17 protein-coding genes are annotated in these 17,642 nt (G+C 65.6%); 12 read left to right on the forward strand and 5 right to left on the reverse strand.

Annotated features, from left to right (window positions below; all coding sequences use genetic code 11):
• The first annotated feature begins 44 nt into the window (after positions 1–44).
• The 12 genes from FBY31_RS02345 (at position 45) to FBY31_RS02400 (ending at position 11,576) form a co-directional block, all read left to right on the forward strand.
• Positions 45–761, forward strand: a complete 717-nt coding sequence (locus FBY31_RS02345; RefSeq protein WP_142036402.1) for an HAD hydrolase-like protein — start codon at positions 45–47, stop codon at positions 759–761.
• On the forward strand, positions 748–1,416 hold the full coding sequence (locus FBY31_RS02350; protein ID WP_142036405.1) for a lysophospholipid acyltransferase family protein: 669 nt from the start codon (positions 748–750) through the stop codon (positions 1,414–1,416). The genes FBY31_RS02345 and FBY31_RS02350 overlap by 14 nt, the downstream gene beginning before the upstream one ends.
• A 115-nt stretch (positions 1,417–1,531) precedes the next feature.
• Complete coding sequence (gene uvrC / locus FBY31_RS02355) at positions 1,532–3,571, forward strand: excinuclease ABC subunit UvrC (RefSeq protein WP_142036408.1); 2,040 nt, start codon at positions 1,532–1,534, stop codon at positions 3,569–3,571.
• Between the two features lie 108 nt (positions 3,572–3,679).
• Positions 3,680–4,603 carry an RNase adapter RapZ gene (gene rapZ / locus FBY31_RS02360; protein WP_142036410.1) on the forward strand — a complete coding sequence of 308 codons (924 nt, stop codon included), beginning with the start codon at positions 3,680–3,682 and terminating at the stop codon, positions 4,601–4,603.
• Positions 4,603–5,619, forward strand: a complete 1,017-nt coding sequence (locus FBY31_RS02365) for a gluconeogenesis factor YvcK family protein (RefSeq protein WP_142036413.1) — start codon at positions 4,603–4,605, stop codon at positions 5,617–5,619. Before rapZ ends, FBY31_RS02365 begins: the two co-directional genes overlap by 1 nt.
• Before the next feature lie 9 nt (positions 5,620–5,628).
• Positions 5,629–6,609, forward strand: coding sequence for a DNA-binding protein WhiA (whiA, locus tag FBY31_RS02370; RefSeq protein WP_142036416.1), 981 nt, complete (start codon positions 5,629–5,631; stop codon positions 6,607–6,609).
• Positions 6,610–6,708: 99 nt separating this feature from the next.
• Positions 6,709–7,335 carry a superoxide dismutase gene (locus tag FBY31_RS02375; RefSeq protein WP_102978081.1) on the forward strand — a complete coding sequence of 209 codons (627 nt, stop codon included), beginning with the start codon at positions 6,709–6,711 and terminating at the stop codon, positions 7,333–7,335.
• 261 nt (positions 7,336–7,596) lie between these two features.
• On the forward strand, positions 7,597–8,607 hold the full coding sequence (gene gap / locus FBY31_RS02380) for a type I glyceraldehyde-3-phosphate dehydrogenase (protein WP_142036418.1): 1,011 nt from the start codon (positions 7,597–7,599) through the stop codon (positions 8,605–8,607).
• 10 nt (positions 8,608–8,617) lie between these two features.
• Entirely contained in the window at positions 8,618–9,844 is a 1,227-nt protein-coding gene (locus tag FBY31_RS02385) for a phosphoglycerate kinase (protein ID WP_142036421.1), read from the forward strand.
• Positions 9,845–9,948: 104 nt separating this feature from the next.
• The gene (tpiA, locus tag FBY31_RS02390) at positions 9,949–10,764 is read left to right on the forward strand and encodes a triose-phosphate isomerase (protein WP_142036424.1); all 816 of its coding nucleotides are present in this window, start codon (positions 9,949–9,951) and stop codon (positions 10,762–10,764) included.
• 49 nt (positions 10,765–10,813) lie between these two features.
• Entirely contained in the window at positions 10,814–11,071 is a 258-nt protein-coding gene (gene secG / locus FBY31_RS02395) for a preprotein translocase subunit SecG (protein WP_142036427.1), read from the forward strand.
• A gap of 112 nt (positions 11,072–11,183) precedes the next feature.
• Complete coding sequence (locus FBY31_RS02400; protein ID WP_142036430.1) at positions 11,184–11,576, forward strand: RNA polymerase-binding protein RbpA; 393 nt, start codon at positions 11,184–11,186, stop codon at positions 11,574–11,576.
• Here FBY31_RS02400 and pgl read toward each other — a convergent pair.
• Genes pgl through tal form a run of 5 tightly spaced genes read right to left on the reverse strand, consistent with a single transcriptional unit; the run spans position 11,529 to position 17,618 of the window.
• Positions 11,529–12,347 carry a 6-phosphogluconolactonase gene (gene pgl, locus FBY31_RS02405; RefSeq protein ID WP_142036433.1) on the reverse strand — a complete coding sequence of 273 codons (819 nt, stop codon included), beginning with the start codon at positions 12,345–12,347 and terminating at the stop codon, positions 11,529–11,531. The two genes, FBY31_RS02400 and pgl, sit on opposite strands and share 48 nt — an antisense overlap.
• Positions 12,337–13,278, reverse strand: coding sequence for a glucose-6-phosphate dehydrogenase assembly protein OpcA (locus tag FBY31_RS02410; RefSeq protein ID WP_142036436.1), 942 nt, complete (start codon positions 13,276–13,278; stop codon positions 12,337–12,339). Before FBY31_RS02410 ends, pgl begins: the two co-directional genes overlap by 11 nt.
• Entirely contained in the window at positions 13,275–14,846 is a 1,572-nt protein-coding gene (gene zwf / locus FBY31_RS02415; RefSeq protein WP_142036438.1) for a glucose-6-phosphate dehydrogenase, read from the reverse strand. Before zwf ends, FBY31_RS02410 begins: the two co-directional genes overlap by 4 nt.
• A 15-nt stretch (positions 14,847–14,861) precedes the next feature.
• On the reverse strand, positions 14,862–16,496 hold the full coding sequence (locus tag FBY31_RS02420; protein ID WP_142036441.1) for a glucose-6-phosphate isomerase: 1,635 nt from the start codon (positions 16,494–16,496) through the stop codon (positions 14,862–14,864).
• A gap of 6 nt (positions 16,497–16,502) precedes the next feature.
• Positions 16,503–17,618, reverse strand: coding sequence for a transaldolase (gene tal / locus FBY31_RS02425; protein ID WP_142036443.1), 1,116 nt, complete (start codon positions 17,616–17,618; stop codon positions 16,503–16,505).
• Positions 17,619–17,642: the final 24 nt, after the last annotated feature.

A 17,642-nucleotide genomic window follows, 5' to 3' on the forward strand; every position in this document is an offset into this window, starting at 1 on the left:
AATGCGAGTTTCAGGCATGAGTGCTGTCGTGAGAAACTAACCCGGTGACTCAAACAACAGTGCCCGTGATCTTTGACCTGGACGGCACTCTTGTCGATCCGGCCGGTGGGATAACAGATGGAATTGCTGCCGCCCTTCAGGGGGTGGGGCTTCCGGTTCCCGGCCAGGATCTGCTCGAAGCGATGATCGGCCCGAAGTTGAGCGACTCCCTGCTGAACGTGGCCCAGGTTCCGGCCGAGCTCCTGGACGAGGTGATCCGCCGCTACCGCGAGTACTACGTGGCCACCGGGATCAGCCGGAGCCGGGTTTATCCGGGCGTCCGTGAGCTTCTGGATTCTTTTGCGGCCGCAGGCCGGCCGATTGCCGTGGCCACGCAGAAACCGCAGGGGTTGGCCCGGACGGTCCTCGCACACCACGGAATCGACGGGCTGTTCCAGGGGATCCACGGCTCGGCAGATGACGAGTCCGCCGTGGCGGGGGTCCCGGTCGGGAAGACGGAGGTTATCGCTGCCGCGCTGAAGGACCTGGGCACCCAACACGCGTTGATGGTTGGAGACCGCGCGCAGGACGTCGCCGGTGCCATTGCCAATGGCCTGGACTGCATTGGGATCGCCTGGGGATTTGCCCCCAACGGGGAACTGGAGAATGCCGGAGCCGTGGCCGTGGTGGAGACCGCGGAAGAGCTGGTGACCGCCATCGGCCGCCTTGAATCCATCCACACCGCCGCCATGAGCGAGGTGACCAACGATGGCACTGTTTGACGCTGTCCGCTGGACCACGCGGAGCCTGATTTCCGGCACCTGCAGGCCCACCGTCGTCGGCCTGGAAAATGTTCCCGACGACGGCCCGTTCATCGTGGCGCCCAACCACCTCTCGTTTTTTGACAGTGTCATCGTCCAGGCGCTGATGCCCCGCCCGGTCGCGTTCTTTGCGAAGGCCGAGTACTTCACCACCGGCGGCGCCAAGGGCAAGGTCATGAAGGCCTTCTTTGAATCCGTAGGCTCCATTCCCGTGGAACGCGGTGAGCAGGCCGCCAGTGTGCAGGCACTCAAAACGCTCCTGGACATCCTGGAGTCCGGCAAGGGGATAGGTATTTACCCGGAGGGCACCCGGTCCAGGGACGGGATTCTCTACCGCGGACGCACCGGTGTTGGTTGGCTGGCGCTGACCACTGGCGCCCCCGTGATCCCCGTGGGCCTGATCGGGACCGAAAACCTTCAGCGCGCGGGTGAAAGCGGGGTCCGGCCGCAGCACTTCACCATGAAGGTGGGGGAGCCGCTGTACTTCGACAAGACGGGCCCGGACCATTCGCTGCCCGCCCGCAGGGAAGTCACGGACCGTGTCATGGACGCGATCGCCGAACTCAGCGGCCAGGAACGCTCCGCCAGCTACAACCAGAGCAAAACCATCGAGTAGCGGGACAGCGGAAATGCCGGCCTGGTCCTGCCTGGCACAGCCTCGCGGCCGCTGACTGGCACATCTCCCAGGCCTGCCGGCCATTGCACCCTGCGGGCCTCAGTAGAATGGATAGGTGGCAAATCCAGCAAGTTACCGGCCCCAGACGGGTGAGATACCCATCAATCCGGGGGTGTACCGGTTCCGCGACCCCAACGGACGGGTCATCTACGTGGGCAAGGCGAAAAGCCTTCGCTCCCGGTTGAACTCGTACTTCGCCAACCCGGCCGGGCTCCTGCCCAAAACCTATGCCATGGTCCATGCGGCCAGCAGCGTGGAGTGGACAGTGGTGGGCAGCGAGCTGGAGTCGCTGCAGCTGGAATACACGTGGATCAAGGAGTTCAAGCCCCGGTTCAACGTCGTCTTCCGGGACGACAAAACGTATCCCTACCTCGCCGTGACCATGGGCGAAAAGTATCCGCGGGTGCAGGTGATGCGCGGAGACAAGAGGAAGGGCACCCGCTACTTCGGCCCCTACACCGCCGGAGCCATCCGGGAAACCATGGATACCCTCCTCCGTGTCTTCCCGGTCCGCAGCTGCAGTGCGGGCGTATTCAAGCGGGCCGAGGCCAGCGGCAGGCCCTGCCTGCTGGGCTACATCGATAAGTGCTCCGCGCCCTGCGTGGGCCGGATCTCCCCGGACGACCACCGGGACCTGGCGGAGGATTTCTGCGCTTTTATGGGCGGCGAAGCCAAACGCTTTATCAGCAAGCTGGAAAAGCAAATGGCCGAAGCGGTGTCCGAGCTGAACTACGAGCGGGCGGCCCGACTGCGCGATGACATCACCGCGCTGCGCAAGGTCTTTGAACGGAACGCGGTGGTGCTCGCCGAAGACACCGACGCCGACGTCTTTGCCCTCCATGAGGACGAACTGGAAGCTGCCGTCCAGGTATTCCATGTCCGCGGCGGCCGGATCCGCGGCCAGCGCGGCTGGGTGGTGGAGAAGGTGGAGGATTCGACCACCCCGGACCTCGTGGAACACCTGCTTCAGCAGGTTTACGGGGACGAAGGCCAAAGCCACGGGAGGCTGCCCCGCGAAGTCCTGGTGCCGGACGCGCCCAGCAACCAGGCGGAGCTGACGCAATGGCTGAGCGGAATGCGCGGCGCCAAGGTGGACATCCGCGTGCCGCAGCGCGGGGACAAAGCCGCGCTGATGTCCACGGTCCGGGAAAACGCCGAACACGCCCTCAAGCTCCACAAGACGCGCCGCGCCGGTGACCTCACGGTCAGGTCCCAGGCGTTGCAGGAACTTCAGGAGGCGCTGGACCTGCCGGTGCCGCTGCTGCGGATCGAATGCTTTGACGTCTCGCACGTCCAGGGCACCAACGTGGTGGCCTCCATGGTGGTGGTGGAGGACGGGCTGCCGAAGAAATCGGATTACCGCAAGTTTTCCGTCACCGGTGCCGCGGCTGCCGATGACACCGCGGCCATGCACGACGTCCTGACCCGGCGCTTCCGGCACTACCTGAAGGACAAGTCGGCGCAGGTGGACGAATCCATCCTCAATACGAGTGGGGCCGACGCCGCAGAGGTTGGCAGGGCAGAACCCGCCCAGGCAGAGGCCGTGCCGGACAGCGCCCTGCTGGACACCACTACGCCGGCGCCCCGGGCCAGGTTCGCGTACCCGCCCAACCTGGTGGTGGTGGACGGCGGCAAACCCCAGGTCAACGCGGCGGCCCGCGCCCTCGCCGACCTCGGCATTGACGACGTATATGTGGTGGGCCTGGCCAAGCGGCTGGAGGAAGTGTGGCTGCCGGACAGCGACTTCCCGGTGATCCTGCCGCGGACGTCGCAGGGCCTGTACCTGCTGCAGCGGATCCGCGACGAAGCCCACCGGTTTGCGATCTCGTTCCACCGGCAAAAGCGTGGAAAGGCCATGACGGTGTCCGCACTGGACGGGGTACCGGGCCTCGGCGCTTCCAAGCGGAAGGCCCTCCTGGCGCACTTCGGATCCGTAAAGGGGGTCAAGGCGGCTTCCGCGGCGGAGCTTTCCGAAGCGAAGGGGATCGGACCTGCCCTCGCCGGCGCCATCGTGAACCATTTCTCCGCCAGCGGACCGGAGGCAGTTACCGTACCGGCCATCAACATGACCACCGGCGAAGTCATCGAATCCTAGAGACACCGCCGAAACTTAGCGGAGTTCGACGATTCTTAGCTAGGGTTGGGGAGGGGTACGGGCCACCGGAGCCACCCACCAGGCAATTGAAGAAACGGGGCGGACTTAATGGCAGACACAACGGCGGAATCCGGAGCAGGGCAGGACGGGATGCAACCCGTCAAGCCGCTCGAAGCGGAACTGCTGGTGGTCACCGGGATGTCCGGAGCGGGGCGGAGTACAGCGGCTGACGCACTGGAGGACCACGGCTGGTACGTCGTGGAAAACCTGCCGCCGCAGATGCTGGGCACCCTCGCCGAACTCGTCTCACATGCACCGCAGTCCATCCCTCGGCTGGCGGTGGTCATCGACGTCCGCAGCAAGGGACTCTTCGCGGACATCCGCGCGGCACTCGGCGCGCTGGCCGCCAGCGGTGTTACCTTCCGCGTCCTCTTCCTCGACGCCAGCGACAACGTGCTGGTCCGGAGGTTCGAACAGGGACGCCGGCCGCATCCCCTGCAGGGCGGCGGCCGCATCCTCGACGGCATCGCCGCCGAACGGGAGCTGCTGCAGGAACTGCGCGACAGCTCCGACGTCGTCCTGGACACCTCGGGCTACAACGTCCACGGCCTCGCCACCGCCATCACTGAGCTGTTTACTGAAACCGGCCCCGTGGCCCTGCGGCTGAACGTCATGAGTTTCGGCTTCAAGTACGGCCTTCCCGTGGACTCAAACTACGTGGCAGACGTCCGGTTCATCCCCAACCCGCACTGGGTGCCCCAGCTGCGCCCGCACACCGGGCTGGACAAGGACGTCAGCGACTACGTCCTCGAAGCCGAAGGGGTCAAGAACTTCGTGGACCGCTACGTGATGGCGCTGGAACCGGTCCTGGATGGCTACCGCCGCGAGAATAAGCACTACGCCACCATCGCCGTGGGCTGCACCGGAGGCAAACACCGCTCGGTGGCCGTCGCCGTCGAACTTTCCAAGAAGCTCGCCCAGTTCCCCCGGGTCACCGTGACCACCACGCACCGGGACCTGGGCCGCGAGTAATGTCGCTGTTCACTGGGGCCCTGCCGCTGGTTCCACCGGCCGGAACGGCCGGGAACCAGCAGGATAAAGGGCCGAACGTTGTTGCACTCGGCGGCGGCCACGGCCTGTCGGCCTCCCTCTCGGCGCTGCGCCTGCTCACCACGGAGCTGACGGCCATCGTTACGGTAGCGGACGACGGCGGATCTTCCGGCCGTCTGCGGGACGAGTACGGCGTCCTCCCGCCCGGGGACCTTCGGATGGCCCTCTCCGCCCTGTGCGACGACACGGACTGGGGCCGGACATGGCGGGATGTTATGCAGCACCGCTTCCGCCCCGGAAAGGGACCGGGCGGCTCGCTGGACGACCACGCTACCGGCAACCTGCTGATCGTCACGCTGTGGGAACTCCTCGGAGACGCCGTCGCCGGCCTCCGGTGGGCCGGGGCGCTGCTCGGCGCCCGCGGCCAGGTCCTGCCCATGGCCACGGAGCCGCTGACCATCGAAGGCGACGTCCGGGTCACCGCCCCGAACGGCACTTCCCAACTCCAGACCATCCGCGGCCAGGCACGCTGCGCCGTAGCCGGTTCACTGGAAGCGGTGCGCCTCCTGCCGGAAGCCGCGCCCGCCTGTGTCGAAGCGCTCTCGGCCATCGAACTGGCGGACTGGGTGATCCTGGGGCCGGGCTCCTGGTATACCTCCGTGCTGCCGCACCTGCTGCTCCCCGAGATGCGGGAGGCGCTGTGTGATACGCCGGCCAAACGCCTCCTCACCATGAACCTGGCCACGGACACTAAGGAAACTTCCGGCATGACGGCCGCCGACCATCTCCACGTCCTGCGCCGGTACGCCCCCGACTTCACCGTTGACGTTGTCCTGGCCGACCCCGCATCGGTTCCCGACCTGCCCGGGTTCGAGAAGGCCGCCGCGATGATCGGAGCCGAGGTGGTCTTGGGTAAAGTAGGGGCGTCGGGCCGCCGGCCTGTCCATGACCCCCTGCGTCTGGCCACGGCGTACCACGACATTTTCGGGAACAGTTAGGAAGGTGCCATGGCACTGACAGCATCAGTCAAGGAAGAACTTTCCCGTCTGGATATCAAGAAGTCATCAGTCCGGAAAGCGGAAGTCTCAGCCATGCTGCGCTTCGCCGGCGGACTGCACATCATCTCCGGCCGGATCGTTATCGAAGCCGAAGTGGACCTGGCCTCCACCGCCCGCCGCCTCCGCGCGGCTATCGCCGAAGTCTACGGACACCAGAGCGAAATTATCGTGGTGTCGGCCGGGGGACTGCGCCGCGCCAGCCGCTACGTGGTCCGTGTGGTGCGCGACGGCGAGGCGCTGGCCCGCCAGACAGGCCTGCTCGACGGCCGCGGCCGCCCTGTTCGGGGACTGCCGTCCGCCGTCGTCAACGGCTCCGCATCCGACGCCGAAGCGGTGTGGCGCGGTGCGTTCCTGGCCCACGGCTCACTCACCGAACCCGGGCGCTCCTCCTCGCTGGAAGTTACCTGCCCCGGCCCGGAATCGGCACTGGCACTGGTCGGTGCGGCACGCCGGCTGGACATCCAGGCGAAGGCACGCGAGGTCCGGGGAGTGGACCGCGTGGTCATCCGCGACGGCGACACGATCGCAGCCCTCCTCACCCGCATGGGCGCCCACGACGCCCTCATGGTGTGGGAGGAGCGCCGGATGCGGAAGGAAGTCCGCGCCACCGCCAACCGGCTCGCCAACTTCGACGACGCCAACCTGCGCCGTTCAGCCCAGGCCGCTGTGGCCGCAGGTGCCCGTGTCGACAGGGCGCTCGAGATCCTGGGCGACGACGTCCCGGAGCACCTGAAGTACGCCGGCGAACTCCGGGTGGCGCACAAGCAGGCCAGCCTGGACGAACTGGGCCGCCTGGCTGATCCCGTGATGACCAAGGACGCCATCGCCGGAAGGATCCGCCGGCTGCTGGCCATGGCCGACAAACGTGCCGTGGACCTCGGCATCCCGGGCACCGACGCCAATGTGACGCCTGAAATGCTGGACGAGTAACAGGCCCATAGAATCAAAAAGATTCCGGGTGCCAGACGCCCGGATGCACAATCCGAGAGTTACCAACCGGACCAAGGGTCCACGATATTGGAGGATTTTGTGACCGAGTACGTACTGCCTGAACTCAGCTACGACTACGCTGCCCTGGAGCCGCACATTTCTGCGCGCATCATGGAGCTGCACCACAGCAAGCACCACGCCACGTACGTGGCCGGCGCCAACAACGCCCTGGCGCAGCTGGCCGAAGCCCGCGAGAAGGGCGACTTCGCCAACATCAACCGGCTGTCGAAGGACCTCGCGTTCCACACCGGCGGACACGTCAACCACTCCGTGTTCTGGAACAACCTCTCCCCGGACGGGGGCGACAAGCCGGAAGGCGAGCTGGCAGCGGCCATTGATGACGCTTTCGGTTCCTTCGACGCATTCCGTGCCCAGTTCTCCGCAGCCGCCCTCGGCCTGCAGGGTTCCGGCTGGGGCTTCCTGGCCTACGAGCCCATCGGCGGAAACCTGGTCATCGAGCAGCTCTACGACCAGCAGGGGAACACCGCGCTGGGCACCACCCCGCTGCTGATGCTGGACATGTGGGAGCACGCCTTCTACCTGGACTACGTCAACGTCAAGGCCGACTACGTCAAGGCATTCTGGAACATCGTGAACTGGGCCGACGTCGCCAAGCGCTTCGAGGCCGCACGCACCAACGCCACGGGCCTCATCACCCTCCCCTAGTGACCAGCGCTACACGCGCCTGTAACAAACTTCACATTCGGACTTAAACCAACCGCAATGTGGACCGTCCGCCCCCGCACTTGCGGGGGCGGACCCAGTTAAACGTAAGATAGGTCACGGAAGGCGGTTAGCCTTCAGCAATGAGGCTGGTCGCCCTCCGTCTGTAAATCATCTCTGCCCAATGGCGTGCGGGATCTGTTAGTTGGCTTGAACGCCCGCTCAACTAGTTGTGCTTCTGAAAGCACCAAGGAGACTGAAAAAGTGACGACCCGTATTGGTATCAACGGCTTTGGCCGTATTGGCCGCAACTACTTCCGCGCAGCACTCGCACAGGGCGCGGACCTGGAGATCGTTGCAGTCAACGACCTCACCAGCCCGGAAGCCCTGGCCCACCTGTTCAAGTACGACTCCGTCGGCGGCCGGCTGAAGGAAACCATCGAGGTCAAGGACGGCAACATCGTCGTCAACGGCAACGTCATCAAGGTGCTGGCCGAGCGCGACCCCGCCAACCTGCCCTGGGGCGAGCTCGGCGTGGACATTGTCATCGAATCCACCGGCTTCTTCACCAAGGCTGCAGCCGCGCAGAAGCACATCGATGCAGGCGCTAAGAAGGTCCTGATCTCTGCCCCGGCGTCCGATGAAGACATCACCATCGTCATGGGCGTGAACCACGGCCTGTACGACAACGCCACGCACCACATCATCTCGAACGCTTCGTGCACCACCAACTGCCTCGGTCCGCTGGCCAAGGTCATCAACGACGAGTTCGGCATCGAACGCGGCCTGATGACCACGGTCCACGCCTACACGGCCGACCAGAACCTGCAGGACGGCCCGCACAGCGACCTCCGCCGTGCACGCGCCGCAGCCATCAACATGGTTCCCACCTCCACCGGTGCAGCCAAGGCCATCGGCCTGGTACTGCCCGAGCTCAAGGGCAAGCTGGACGGCTACGCCATCCGCGTTCCCGTGCCCACCGGCTCCGCCACCGACCTCACGGTCACCGTCTCCCGTGAGACCACCGTGGAGGAAGTGAACGCCGCCCTCAAGCGTGCCGCTGAATCCGAGGAGCTGCAGGGCTTCCTGACCTACACGGATGAGCCCATCGTCTCCTCCGACATCGTTGGCGACCCGGCCTCGTCCATCTTCGACTCCGGCCTGACCAAGGTAATCGGCAACCAGGTCAAGGTTGTTTCCTGGTATGACAACGAATGGGGCTATTCAAACCGCCTCGTTGACCTTACGGAGCTTGTCGCATCCAAGCTGGGCTAGGGTTAGACACATGACATCTCACACCCTCAACGAACTCATCGCTGAAGGTGTCCGCGGGCGGTACATTCTGGTTCGAAGTGACCTGAATGTGCCGCTCGACGGCTCTACAGTCACTGACGACGGCCGCATCAAGGCCTCCCTCCCAGTGCTGTCAAAGCTCACGGACGCCGGTGCCCGCGTGCTGGTAACAGCCCACCTCGGACGCCCTAAGGGCGCCCCTGAGGACAAATACTCCCTCCGCCCCGCGGTCGCCCGACTGGCGGAGCTGGCGGACTTCAAGGTTTCCCTGGCCGGGGACACCGTGGGCAGTTCTGCCAAGGAAGCTGCAGCCTCCCTGCAGGACGGTGAAGTGCTGGTCCTGGAGAACGTGCGCTTCGATGCCCGCGAAACCAGCAAGGACGACGCCGAGCGCGGCGCCTTCGCTGACGAGCTGGTGGCCCTGACCGGCGATAATGGAGCCTACGTGGATGACGCCTTCGGCGCCGTGCACCGCAAGCATGCCAGCGTGTACGACGTCGCCACCCGGCTGCCGTCCTACCTGGGTGACCTCGTACACACCGAGGTGGAGGTGCTGCGCAAGCTGACTGCTGACACTCAACGCCCCTACGTGGTAGTGCTCGGCGGTTCAAAGGTCTCGGACAAGCTGGCAGTCATCAATAACCTGCTCGGCAAGGCAGACACCATCCTGGTGGGCGGCGGCATGCTGTTCACCTTCCTCGCCGCGGCCGGCCACAAGGTTGCCTCCAGCCTCCTGGAAGAAGACCAGATCCCCGTGGTCCAGGACTACCTGAAGCGCGCAGCAGACGCCGGCACCGAATTTGTGGTGCCCACGGACGTGGTGGTGGCGGAGAAGTTCGCTGCTGACGCCGCCCACGAGACCGTTGCCGCGGACGCCATCGAAGGCAGCAGCTTTGGAGCCCAGGGCATCGGCCTCGACATCGGACCCGACTCGGCAGCTGCTTTCGCCGAGCGGATCAAGGGTGCCAAGACTGTCTTCTGGAACGGCCCCATGGGTGTCTTCGAATTCGAAGCATTTTCTGCCGGCACCCGCGCCATCGCCCGGGCCCTCACGGAGGCCGGCGCGTTCACGGTAGTGGGTGGGGGCGACTCCGCCGCCGCAGTCCGCACCCTCGGGTTCGCGGATGACCAGTTCGGGCACATTTCCACCGGCGGCGGCGCCAGCCTGGAATACCTCGAAGGCAAGGAACTTCCGGGGCTCAGCGTCCTGGACCGGTAGCGGCATCTTCCGGTAGCAGTACCTGCTTCAATCCTCCGGCCGGCAGGTTGCCACGCGGCAGCCTGCCGGCCGCACACATATCAAGAACTTTTTTTGGAGAATACGTGACATCGTCAACGAACGGCGCTTTTGACCGCAAGCCCTTCATCGCGGGCAACTGGAAAATGAACATGGACCACGTCCAAGGAATTACCCTCCTGCAAAAACTGGCATGGACCCTCTCGGACGCCAAGCACGACTACAGCCGTGTTGAGGTTGCCGTCTTCCCGCCGTTCACCGATCTCCGCGGGGTGCAGACCCTGGTCCAGGGCGACGACCTGGATGTCGCCTACGGCGGCCAGGACCTTTCCCAGTTCGACTCCGGCGCCTACACCGGTGACATCTCCGGCCAGTTCCTGAACAAGCTGGGCTGCAAGTACGTCCTGGTGGGCCACAGCGAACGGCGGACCATCCATAACGAGTCCGACGACGTCCTCAACGCCAAGGTCAAGGCTGCCTTCAAACACAACCTCGTTCCCGTGCTCTGCGTGGGCGAAGGCCTGGAGATCCGCCAGGCCGGCACGCACGTCGAGCACACCCTGGCCCAGCTCCGCGCCGGTACCGCCGGACTGACCCCGGAGCAGGCAGCGGAGCTTGTAGTAGCCTACGAACCCGTCTGGGCCATCGGCACGGGCGAAGTTGCGGGCCCGGAAGATGCCCAGGAAATGTGCGCGGCCATCCGCGCCGAGCTTGAGTCCCTGTTCGGGGCCGACACCGCCGCCAAGACCCGCCTGCTTTACGGCGGTTCGGTCAAAGCGAACAACGCCGCCGCCATCCTGAAGGAACGCGACGTCGACGGCCTCCTGGTGGGCGGCGCAAGCCTGGATCCGGCCGAGTTTGCTAATATTGTCAGGTTCGAGAGTCACCTGGTGACGGACTAGTCCGTCCCGCCAGCACACTCCCGCAATTCCAACCTTCCGAAAGGCCGTCGTGGACGTTCTTCATGTCATTCTGCAGATCCTCCTTGGTATCACCAGCCTCCTGCTGACGCTGTTGATCCTCCTCCACAAGGGACGGGGCGGCGGACTGTCGGACATGTTCGGTGGCGGCATGAGCTCGGGACTGAGCTCCTCAGGGGTGGCAGAGCGGAACCTGAACAGGTTCACCATCATCCTCGGCGTCACCTGGGGCGTTGTGATCATCGCCCTGGGATTGATTATGCGCTTCACCGGCAGCGGCGACTCCTGATCCCCGGATAAAAGGATCTGCGCGGACACTGCCGCCGCGCCGGTCCGCGAACTAAACTGTGGCTGTCGGTTCCCCGGCAGCCACAGTTCTGTTTTAAGAGGCAGGTGTCCCGATGATCCATCCAGCATCAGGGTTCCGGGGCACCCGGGCAGGTGCAACGGCAGGAGCAGGAACCAGCCTCGAGGCCGGGGATCACGGGAACAGCCTTCCGCGCATCCGGATCTCGTACTGGTGCGCAAAAGGTCACGAAACCCAGCTGGTCTTCTTCAAACTTCCCGAGGACCAGATCCCGGCGGTGTGGGATTGCAGGCGCTGCGGGGTGGCCGCAGCCAGGGACGGGGCGGCGCCTGCTGAGGGGAACGTCCTTGAGGACGGCTACAAGAGCCACTTGGAATACGTTAAAGAGCGGCGCTCCAGCCAGGACGCCGAAGACCTCCTGGCTGGAGCGCTGGAAAAGCTACGCGCCCGCAGCGTCCTTCCGGACGAGTTGCCGGGGGACTCGTGAGGCAGCATTTTCATCGATCAGCCACAGGGTCTGTGATGTACCACGCGGACCCGCCGCCGGGACCTGTACGGGGTTGGCGCCGGCGAGGGCCAGCCCCACAGCGCCGGCCTTGTCTTCGCCAGCCACTACCATCCACACTTCGGCCGCCGTATTGATGACCGGCAGCGTCAGGGACACGCGCAGGGGAGGCGGCTTGGGCGAGTTGCGGACGCCTACCACGGTACGGACTTTCTCCCGGATGCCGGCCTGCTCGGGGAACAGTGATGCGATGTGCGCGTCCGGCCCCACGCCCAGCAGGACAACGTCCAGGCGGGGGAGTGCGGGAGGATTCTCCGGCCGGTCATCGGACATGTCGGCCGCGTGCTCGGCGACTGCCGCTTCCCGCAGCCGGCGGGCGTAGTCCTCGGCAGCCTCCTCGGGGCTGCCGAAGTGGTCCGAGGACCCGGGCTCGTGGATCCGTTCAGGGTCCACCGGGATATGCGCAAGCAATGCGTCGTACGCCTGCCTGGTGTTCCGGTCAGCATCATCGGAAGCGACGAACCGCTCATCGCCCCACCAGAAATTGACCTTGGACCAGTCCACTGCGGGGGCAGCCGGAGAGTCAGCAACAGCCTTCAGCGTGCCGATGCCCACCGTGCCGCCGGTCAGCACCACGGTAGCTTCACCGTATATGTCCTGAACATCAACAAGCTTGGTAATCAGGCGGGCCGCGATGGCCGCCATGAGCACGGACGAATCAGGATGGATGCTTACTCTTGGCTCAACGCTCACTGGGTCGGACGCTCCTTAGATTGGTTCGTGGCAGTCCCATAGTAATCACTTCGCCGAAGACCTCGTCCGGGTCCAGGCGGCGCAGCTCCTCTGCCAGGCAGTCGCGGAGGCTGCGGCGTGGCAGTGAGATCCGCTGGGCGGGCTGGCCCGGCTGGGTCAGTTCGGCCACGGACAGTCCGGGGCGGAAGAGCTGGACGTCGCCGCCGGGGCGGGAGAGCCGGACGCGGCGGATGCCGGTCCCTGCCGGGTCCGCCACAATGGTCACCGGTGCTTCGAGGGCAAGGGTGAGCCACGCTGCGAGGAGGATCGTGCTCGGGGAGTCCGAGGCACCTTCGACCGCGACGGCGTTCACCGGCGAGGAGTCCACTTCATCCAGGGCGGCAGCGAGCTGGATACGCCAGTTGGTCAGCCGCGTCCAGGCCAGGTCCGTGTCCCCGGCCCGATAGGTTTTGTGGATTCTCTCCAATGCTGCCTGCGGGTCCGGTTCATTCGCTGAGTCGGTGATCCGGCGGTGGGCGATCCGGCCAATGGAAGTCTCGCATGCGTTTTCCGGGGCACCGTGCGGCCACCAGGCCACGATCGGCGCGTCCGGCAGCAGCAGCGCGGCCACCAGGGATTCGCTTTCGTGCGCGAGCTGGCCGTAGCCGCGCAGCACGATCACCTCGGAGGCACCCGCGTCACCGCCGACGCGGATCTGGGCGTCCAGCCGGTCTTCGGCGTCGGCTCCGGCGTCGGCCAGGACGATGATCCGGCAGGGGTGTTCGCGGCTCGCATCGTTGGCGGCCTCGATCGCTTCTTCCTCAAGCCCTGACTTGGTGACCACCACGAGGGTGAGCACCCGTCCCAAGGCAATCACGCCGCCCTGCTCGCGCAGGGCCATCAGCTTCTTGGATACGTTCGAGGTGGTGGTGTCCGGCAGGTCTACAATCATGGCCTTCTCCAGGTTCGTCCGTCGCGGGCCAGCAACTCGTCAGCAGAGGCCGGGCCCCAGCTGCCAGGGGCGTAGGGCTCGGGCTGTTCGTTCAGGTGCTCCCAGTATTCCTCAAACGGGTCGAGGATCTTCCAGGAGAGCTCCACTTCCTCATGCCTCGGGAAGAGCGGCGGCTCGCCCAGGAGCACGTCCAGGATCAACCGCTCGTAAGCCTCGGGGCTCGATTCGGTGAACGAGTGGCCGTAGCCGAAGTCCATGGTCACATCGCGGACTTCCATCTGCGTGCCCGGCACCTTCGAGCCGAACCGGATGGTGACGCCCTCGTCGGGCTGGACCCGGATCACCACGGCGTTCTGGCCGAAGTCATCCTCCCCATGGTCGCGGAACAACAGGTTGGGGGCGCGCTTGAACACCACCGCGATCTCCGTCACGCGCCGGCCAAGGCGCTTGCCGGCCCTCAGGTAGAACGGCACCCCGGACCAGCGGCGGGTATGGATGTCCACCCGGATCGCGGCGAACGTTTCGGTGGTGGAATCGGCAGGGATGCCCTCTTCCTCCAGGTAGCCCTGCACCTGTTCGCCGCCCTGCCAGCCACCGGTGAACTGCCCGCGTGCTGAATGCGTGGACAGGTCATCGGGGAGCTTGACGGCGGCGAGGACCTTTTCCTTCTCCGCGCGCAGGTCATCGGCGTTGAAGGAGATGGGCTCCTCCATCGCGGTCAGGGCCAGCAGCTGGAGCAGGTGGTTCTGGATCACGTCGCGGGCAGCGCCCACGCCGTCGTAATACCCTGCCCGGCCACCGGTGCCGATGTCCTCGGCCATCGTGATCTGGACATGGTCCACGTAATTCGCGTTCCACAACGGCTCGAACAGCTGGTTCGCGAACCGCAGCGCCAGGATGTTCTGGACTGTCTCCTTGCCCAGGTAGTGGTCGATCCGGAACACCGCGTCCGGCGGGAACACCGACTCGACGATGTCGTTCAGCTTCCGCGCCGACTCAAGGTCGTGCCCGAACGGTTTCTCGATCACCACGCGGCGCCACTTGTCCCCCTCGGCCTGCGCCAGGCCGTGCTTGGACAACTGCCGGCAGACCTGCTCAAAGGCCTTGGGCGGGATCGACAGGTAAAACGCGTGGTTCCCGCGGGTGCCGCGGACGTCGTCGAGTTCCTTGATGGTCTCGCCCAGGCGCTCAAAAGCGCCGTCGTCGTCGAACTCGCCCTGCACAAAACGGATGCCCTCGGACAGTTGGTTCCACACCGCCTCGTCGAACGGGGTGCGCGCGTACGCCTGCACGGAAGCCTTCACCTCAGCGGCGAAATCCTCCTTGTCCCACTCGCGCCGGGCAAAGCCCACGAGCGCAAAGCTCGGCGGAAGCAGCCCGCGGTTCGCGAGGTCATAGACAGCCGGCATGAGCTTCTTGCGGGCAAGGTCACCGGTCACCCCGAAGAGCACCAGCGACGACGGACCTGCGATCCGGTTCAGGCGGCGGTCCCGGGGGTCCCGGAGCGGATTACGCAGCGGTTTCCCGGGACGCGTCCCGGACGGCCTGCCGTATTCGGTTTCTGGCATGGTTGCTTTTGTGCCTTAGCTCTCGGTTACGGAGGCTGACCTGGCGGACAGCGCAGCAATGATGTCCTGCAACTGTGCCACACCGGCGGCCCGGTCCGTCAGGTGCAGGCGAAGCACGGGACGCCCGTGCTCGCTGAGGACCTGTGCATCACCCGCGGCCTGGGCGGCAATCAGTTTCCCGAAGGTGAAGGGACGCTCCGGAATGGCAAGGTCTTCGGCTGAAGCAGCGGTGACCTGGAGGAACACGCCGATGGCAGGGCCACCCTTGTGGAATTGCCCTGTGGAATGCAGGAAGCGCGGTCCCCAGCCAAACGTCACGGGACGGCCTGTGACGGCTGCGAGCTCGTCGCGGACGCCTTCCAGCTGTGCGAACGCCAGGCGGTCGAAGTAGGCCTGGACACTGAGGTAGCTGTCCGCCTCGAGGGTGTCCAGGAGTGCGCGCACTGCCTCTTCGGCCGTTGCTGCGCTGCCGAGCCAGTCTCCGCCGCGGACCTCGATGGCACCGTCAACGAAGGCCGCCGCAGTGGGCTCGGGCTGTGCGTCCAGGAGGCCGCGGGCGGCCACCTTGGCAGCCTCAACGTCCGGCTGGTCGAACGGGTTGATACCCAGCAGGCGTCCGGCCACGGCCGTGGCAAACTCCCACACCATCATCTGGGCGGCCAGTCCGCCGGCGATGGCAACCTGGTTGTCACCGGGTTCGACGTCGGCATCCGCGGCTACCAGCCGGACCACGAGTACGTCGTCGGCGCCGGAGGTCACCTCGGGTGAGTTGGGACCTGCCACCACCGGCAGGATGCCGGTGCCGAGCTTGCCGGTGGACTCGGCGATGAGCTGCTCGGCCCAGTCGGCGAAGCCCACAATGCCCGAACCGTCCTCGGCGATGACGATCTTGTTGCGCAGCGGGCTGGTACCGCCGAGCGCTGTTCCCAGTGCAAGGCCGATGTTCTCCGGAGCATCCTCATTGAGGACCTCGGCGGCTTCCTCGGCCTCGTCCAGGAAAGCCTGGATGTCCACGCCAGCCAGGCCCGACGGCACCAGGCCGAAGGCGGTCAGGGCGGAGAAGCGGCCACCGACGTTGGGGTCAGCGTTAAAGACGGCCCGGTAACCGGCCTCGCGGGAGGCCTTGTCCAGCGGCGAGCCGGGGTCGGTGACGATGACGATCCGGCTGGCGGCATCGATGCCGGCGTCGTTGAACGCCTTCTCGAAGACCCTCCGCTGGGAATCAGTCTCAACGGTGGAACCGGACTTGGAGGAGACCACGATCGCGGTCTCTGCCAGCCGGTCCGCCAGGGCAGCACGGACCTGGTCAGGGTCCGTGCTGTCCAGCACAGTCAGCTCGACGCCGGCGGTGCCGGCGATAACCTCCGGAGCCAGCGAGGATCCGCCCATGCCGCAAAGCACGATGCGGGTCACACCCTCGGCCCGGAGGGCGTCGCGGAGTTCCAGGATCTCCTTTACCAGCGGCTGGGAGACGGTGGCCGCCTCGACCCAGCCGAGGCGGATGGCCGACTCGGATTCGGCGTCAGGACCCCACAGCGTGTGATCCTTCGCAAAGATCCGGGTGGCGATCCGGTCCTCCACCAGGGCGGGAAGGTGCTGTTCAAGTGCCTGCTGCGCGGCACCGGTGGCTTCGTAGCTGAGTGTGCTCATTGTCGGTCAGGAAGCCTTCCGTGCAGAGGCGAGGGCGCCCTCGACGTCGCCGAGCAGTTCCTTCCAGCTGGCCACGAACTTGTCCAGGCCTTCGGATTCGAGGATGGCGACGACCTCGTTGTAGGAGATGCCCAGCTTTTCAAGCGCGTCCAGGGTTGCGTTGGCTTCGGCGTACTTGCCGGTGATGGTGTCACCCGTGACCACGCCGTGGTCGAAGGTGGCGTCCAGCGTCTTCTCGGGCATGGTGTTCACGACGCCGGGAGCAACGAGCTCAGTGACGTAGAGGGTGTCCGGGTACGCCGGGTCCTTCACCCCGGTGGAGGCCCACAGGGGACGCTGGGGGAGCGCGCCGGCTTCTGCCAGCAGGGCCCAGCGCTCGGTGGCGAAGAGCTCTTCGTACACCTGGTAGGCCAAGCGGGCGTTGGCCACGCCGGCCTTGCCCTTGAGGGCCTTGGCCTCGTCGGTGCCGAGGGCGTCCAGGCGCTTGTCGATCTCGGTGTCCACTCGGGAGACGAAGAAGGAAGCCACGGAGTGGATCTTCGAGAGGTCGTGACCGTTTTCCTTGGCCTGCTCCAGGCCGGCCTGGAAGGCGTTGATGACGGCCCGGTAGCGCTCAAGGGAGAAGATCAGGGTCACGTTGACGCTGATGCCCTCGGCAAGGGTTGCGGTGATCGCCTCGAGGCCCTCGAGCGTGGCCGGGATCTTGATGTGGACGTTGTCCTTGTTGACCCTCTTGTACAGGTGCTTGGCTTCGGCGATGGTGCCTGCGGTGTCCCAGGCAAGGCGCGGGTCTACTTCGATGGACACGCGGCCATCCACGCCCTTGGTTGCCGCTGCCACGGGAGCGAAGAGGTCGCAGGCATCGGCGACGTCGGTGGTGGTGATCTCGAAGATGGTGTCCTCGACGCTGGCGCCTGCTGCTGCCTGCTTTGCAATGGTGGCGTCGTAGTCGGTGCCGGCGGTGATGGCCGCGTGGAAGATGGACGGGTTGGTGGTCACGCCAACCACGTTCTTCTCTTCAATGAGCTTGCGGAGAGTGCCGGTTTCCAGGCGTCCGCGGGAAAGGTCATCGAGCCAGATGGATACCCCGGCGTCGGAGAGCTGCTGGGTGGGAGTAGTCATAGTGTTTATCTCCTAAAAATCGGG

The organism is Arthrobacter sp. SLBN-100 (assembly GCF_006715305.1).
In the GTDB taxonomy this organism is placed as follows: domain Bacteria; phylum Actinomycetota; class Actinomycetes; order Actinomycetales; family Micrococcaceae; genus Arthrobacter.

Bases quoted from the DNA above. Each gene is read 5' to 3' on its own strand.
- FBY31_RS02350 (WP_142036405.1), top strand. From the start codon at position 748: ATGGCACTGTTTGACGCTGTCCGCTGGACCACGCGGAGCCTGATTTCC.
- rapZ (WP_142036410.1), top strand. From the start codon at position 3,680: ATGGCAGACACAACGGCGGAATCCGGAGCAGGGCAGGACGGGATGCAA.
- FBY31_RS02365 (WP_142036413.1), top strand. From the start codon at position 4,603: ATGTCGCTGTTCACTGGGGCCCTGCCGCTGGTTCCACCGGCCGGAACG.
- whiA (WP_142036416.1), top strand. From the start codon at position 5,629: ATGGCACTGACAGCATCAGTCAAGGAAGAACTTTCCCGTCTGGATATC.
- FBY31_RS02385 (WP_142036421.1), top strand. From the start codon at position 8,618: ATGACATCTCACACCCTCAACGAACTCATCGCTGAAGGTGTCCGCGGG.
- FBY31_RS02400 (WP_142036430.1), top strand. From the start codon at position 11,184: ATGATCCATCCAGCATCAGGGTTCCGGGGCACCCGGGCAGGTGCAACG.
- FBY31_RS02410 (WP_142036436.1), bottom strand. From the start codon at position 13,278: ATGATTGTAGACCTGCCGGACACCACCACCTCGAACGTATCCAAGAAG.
- zwf (WP_142036438.1), bottom strand. From the start codon at position 14,846: ATGCCAGAAACCGAATACGGCAGGCCGTCCGGGACGCGTCCCGGGAAA.
- FBY31_RS02420 (WP_142036441.1), bottom strand. From the start codon at position 16,496: ATGAGCACACTCAGCTACGAAGCCACCGGTGCCGCGCAGCAGGCACTT.
- tal (WP_142036443.1), bottom strand. From the start codon at position 17,618: ATGACTACTCCCACCCAGCAGCTCTCCGACGCCGGGGTATCCATCTGG.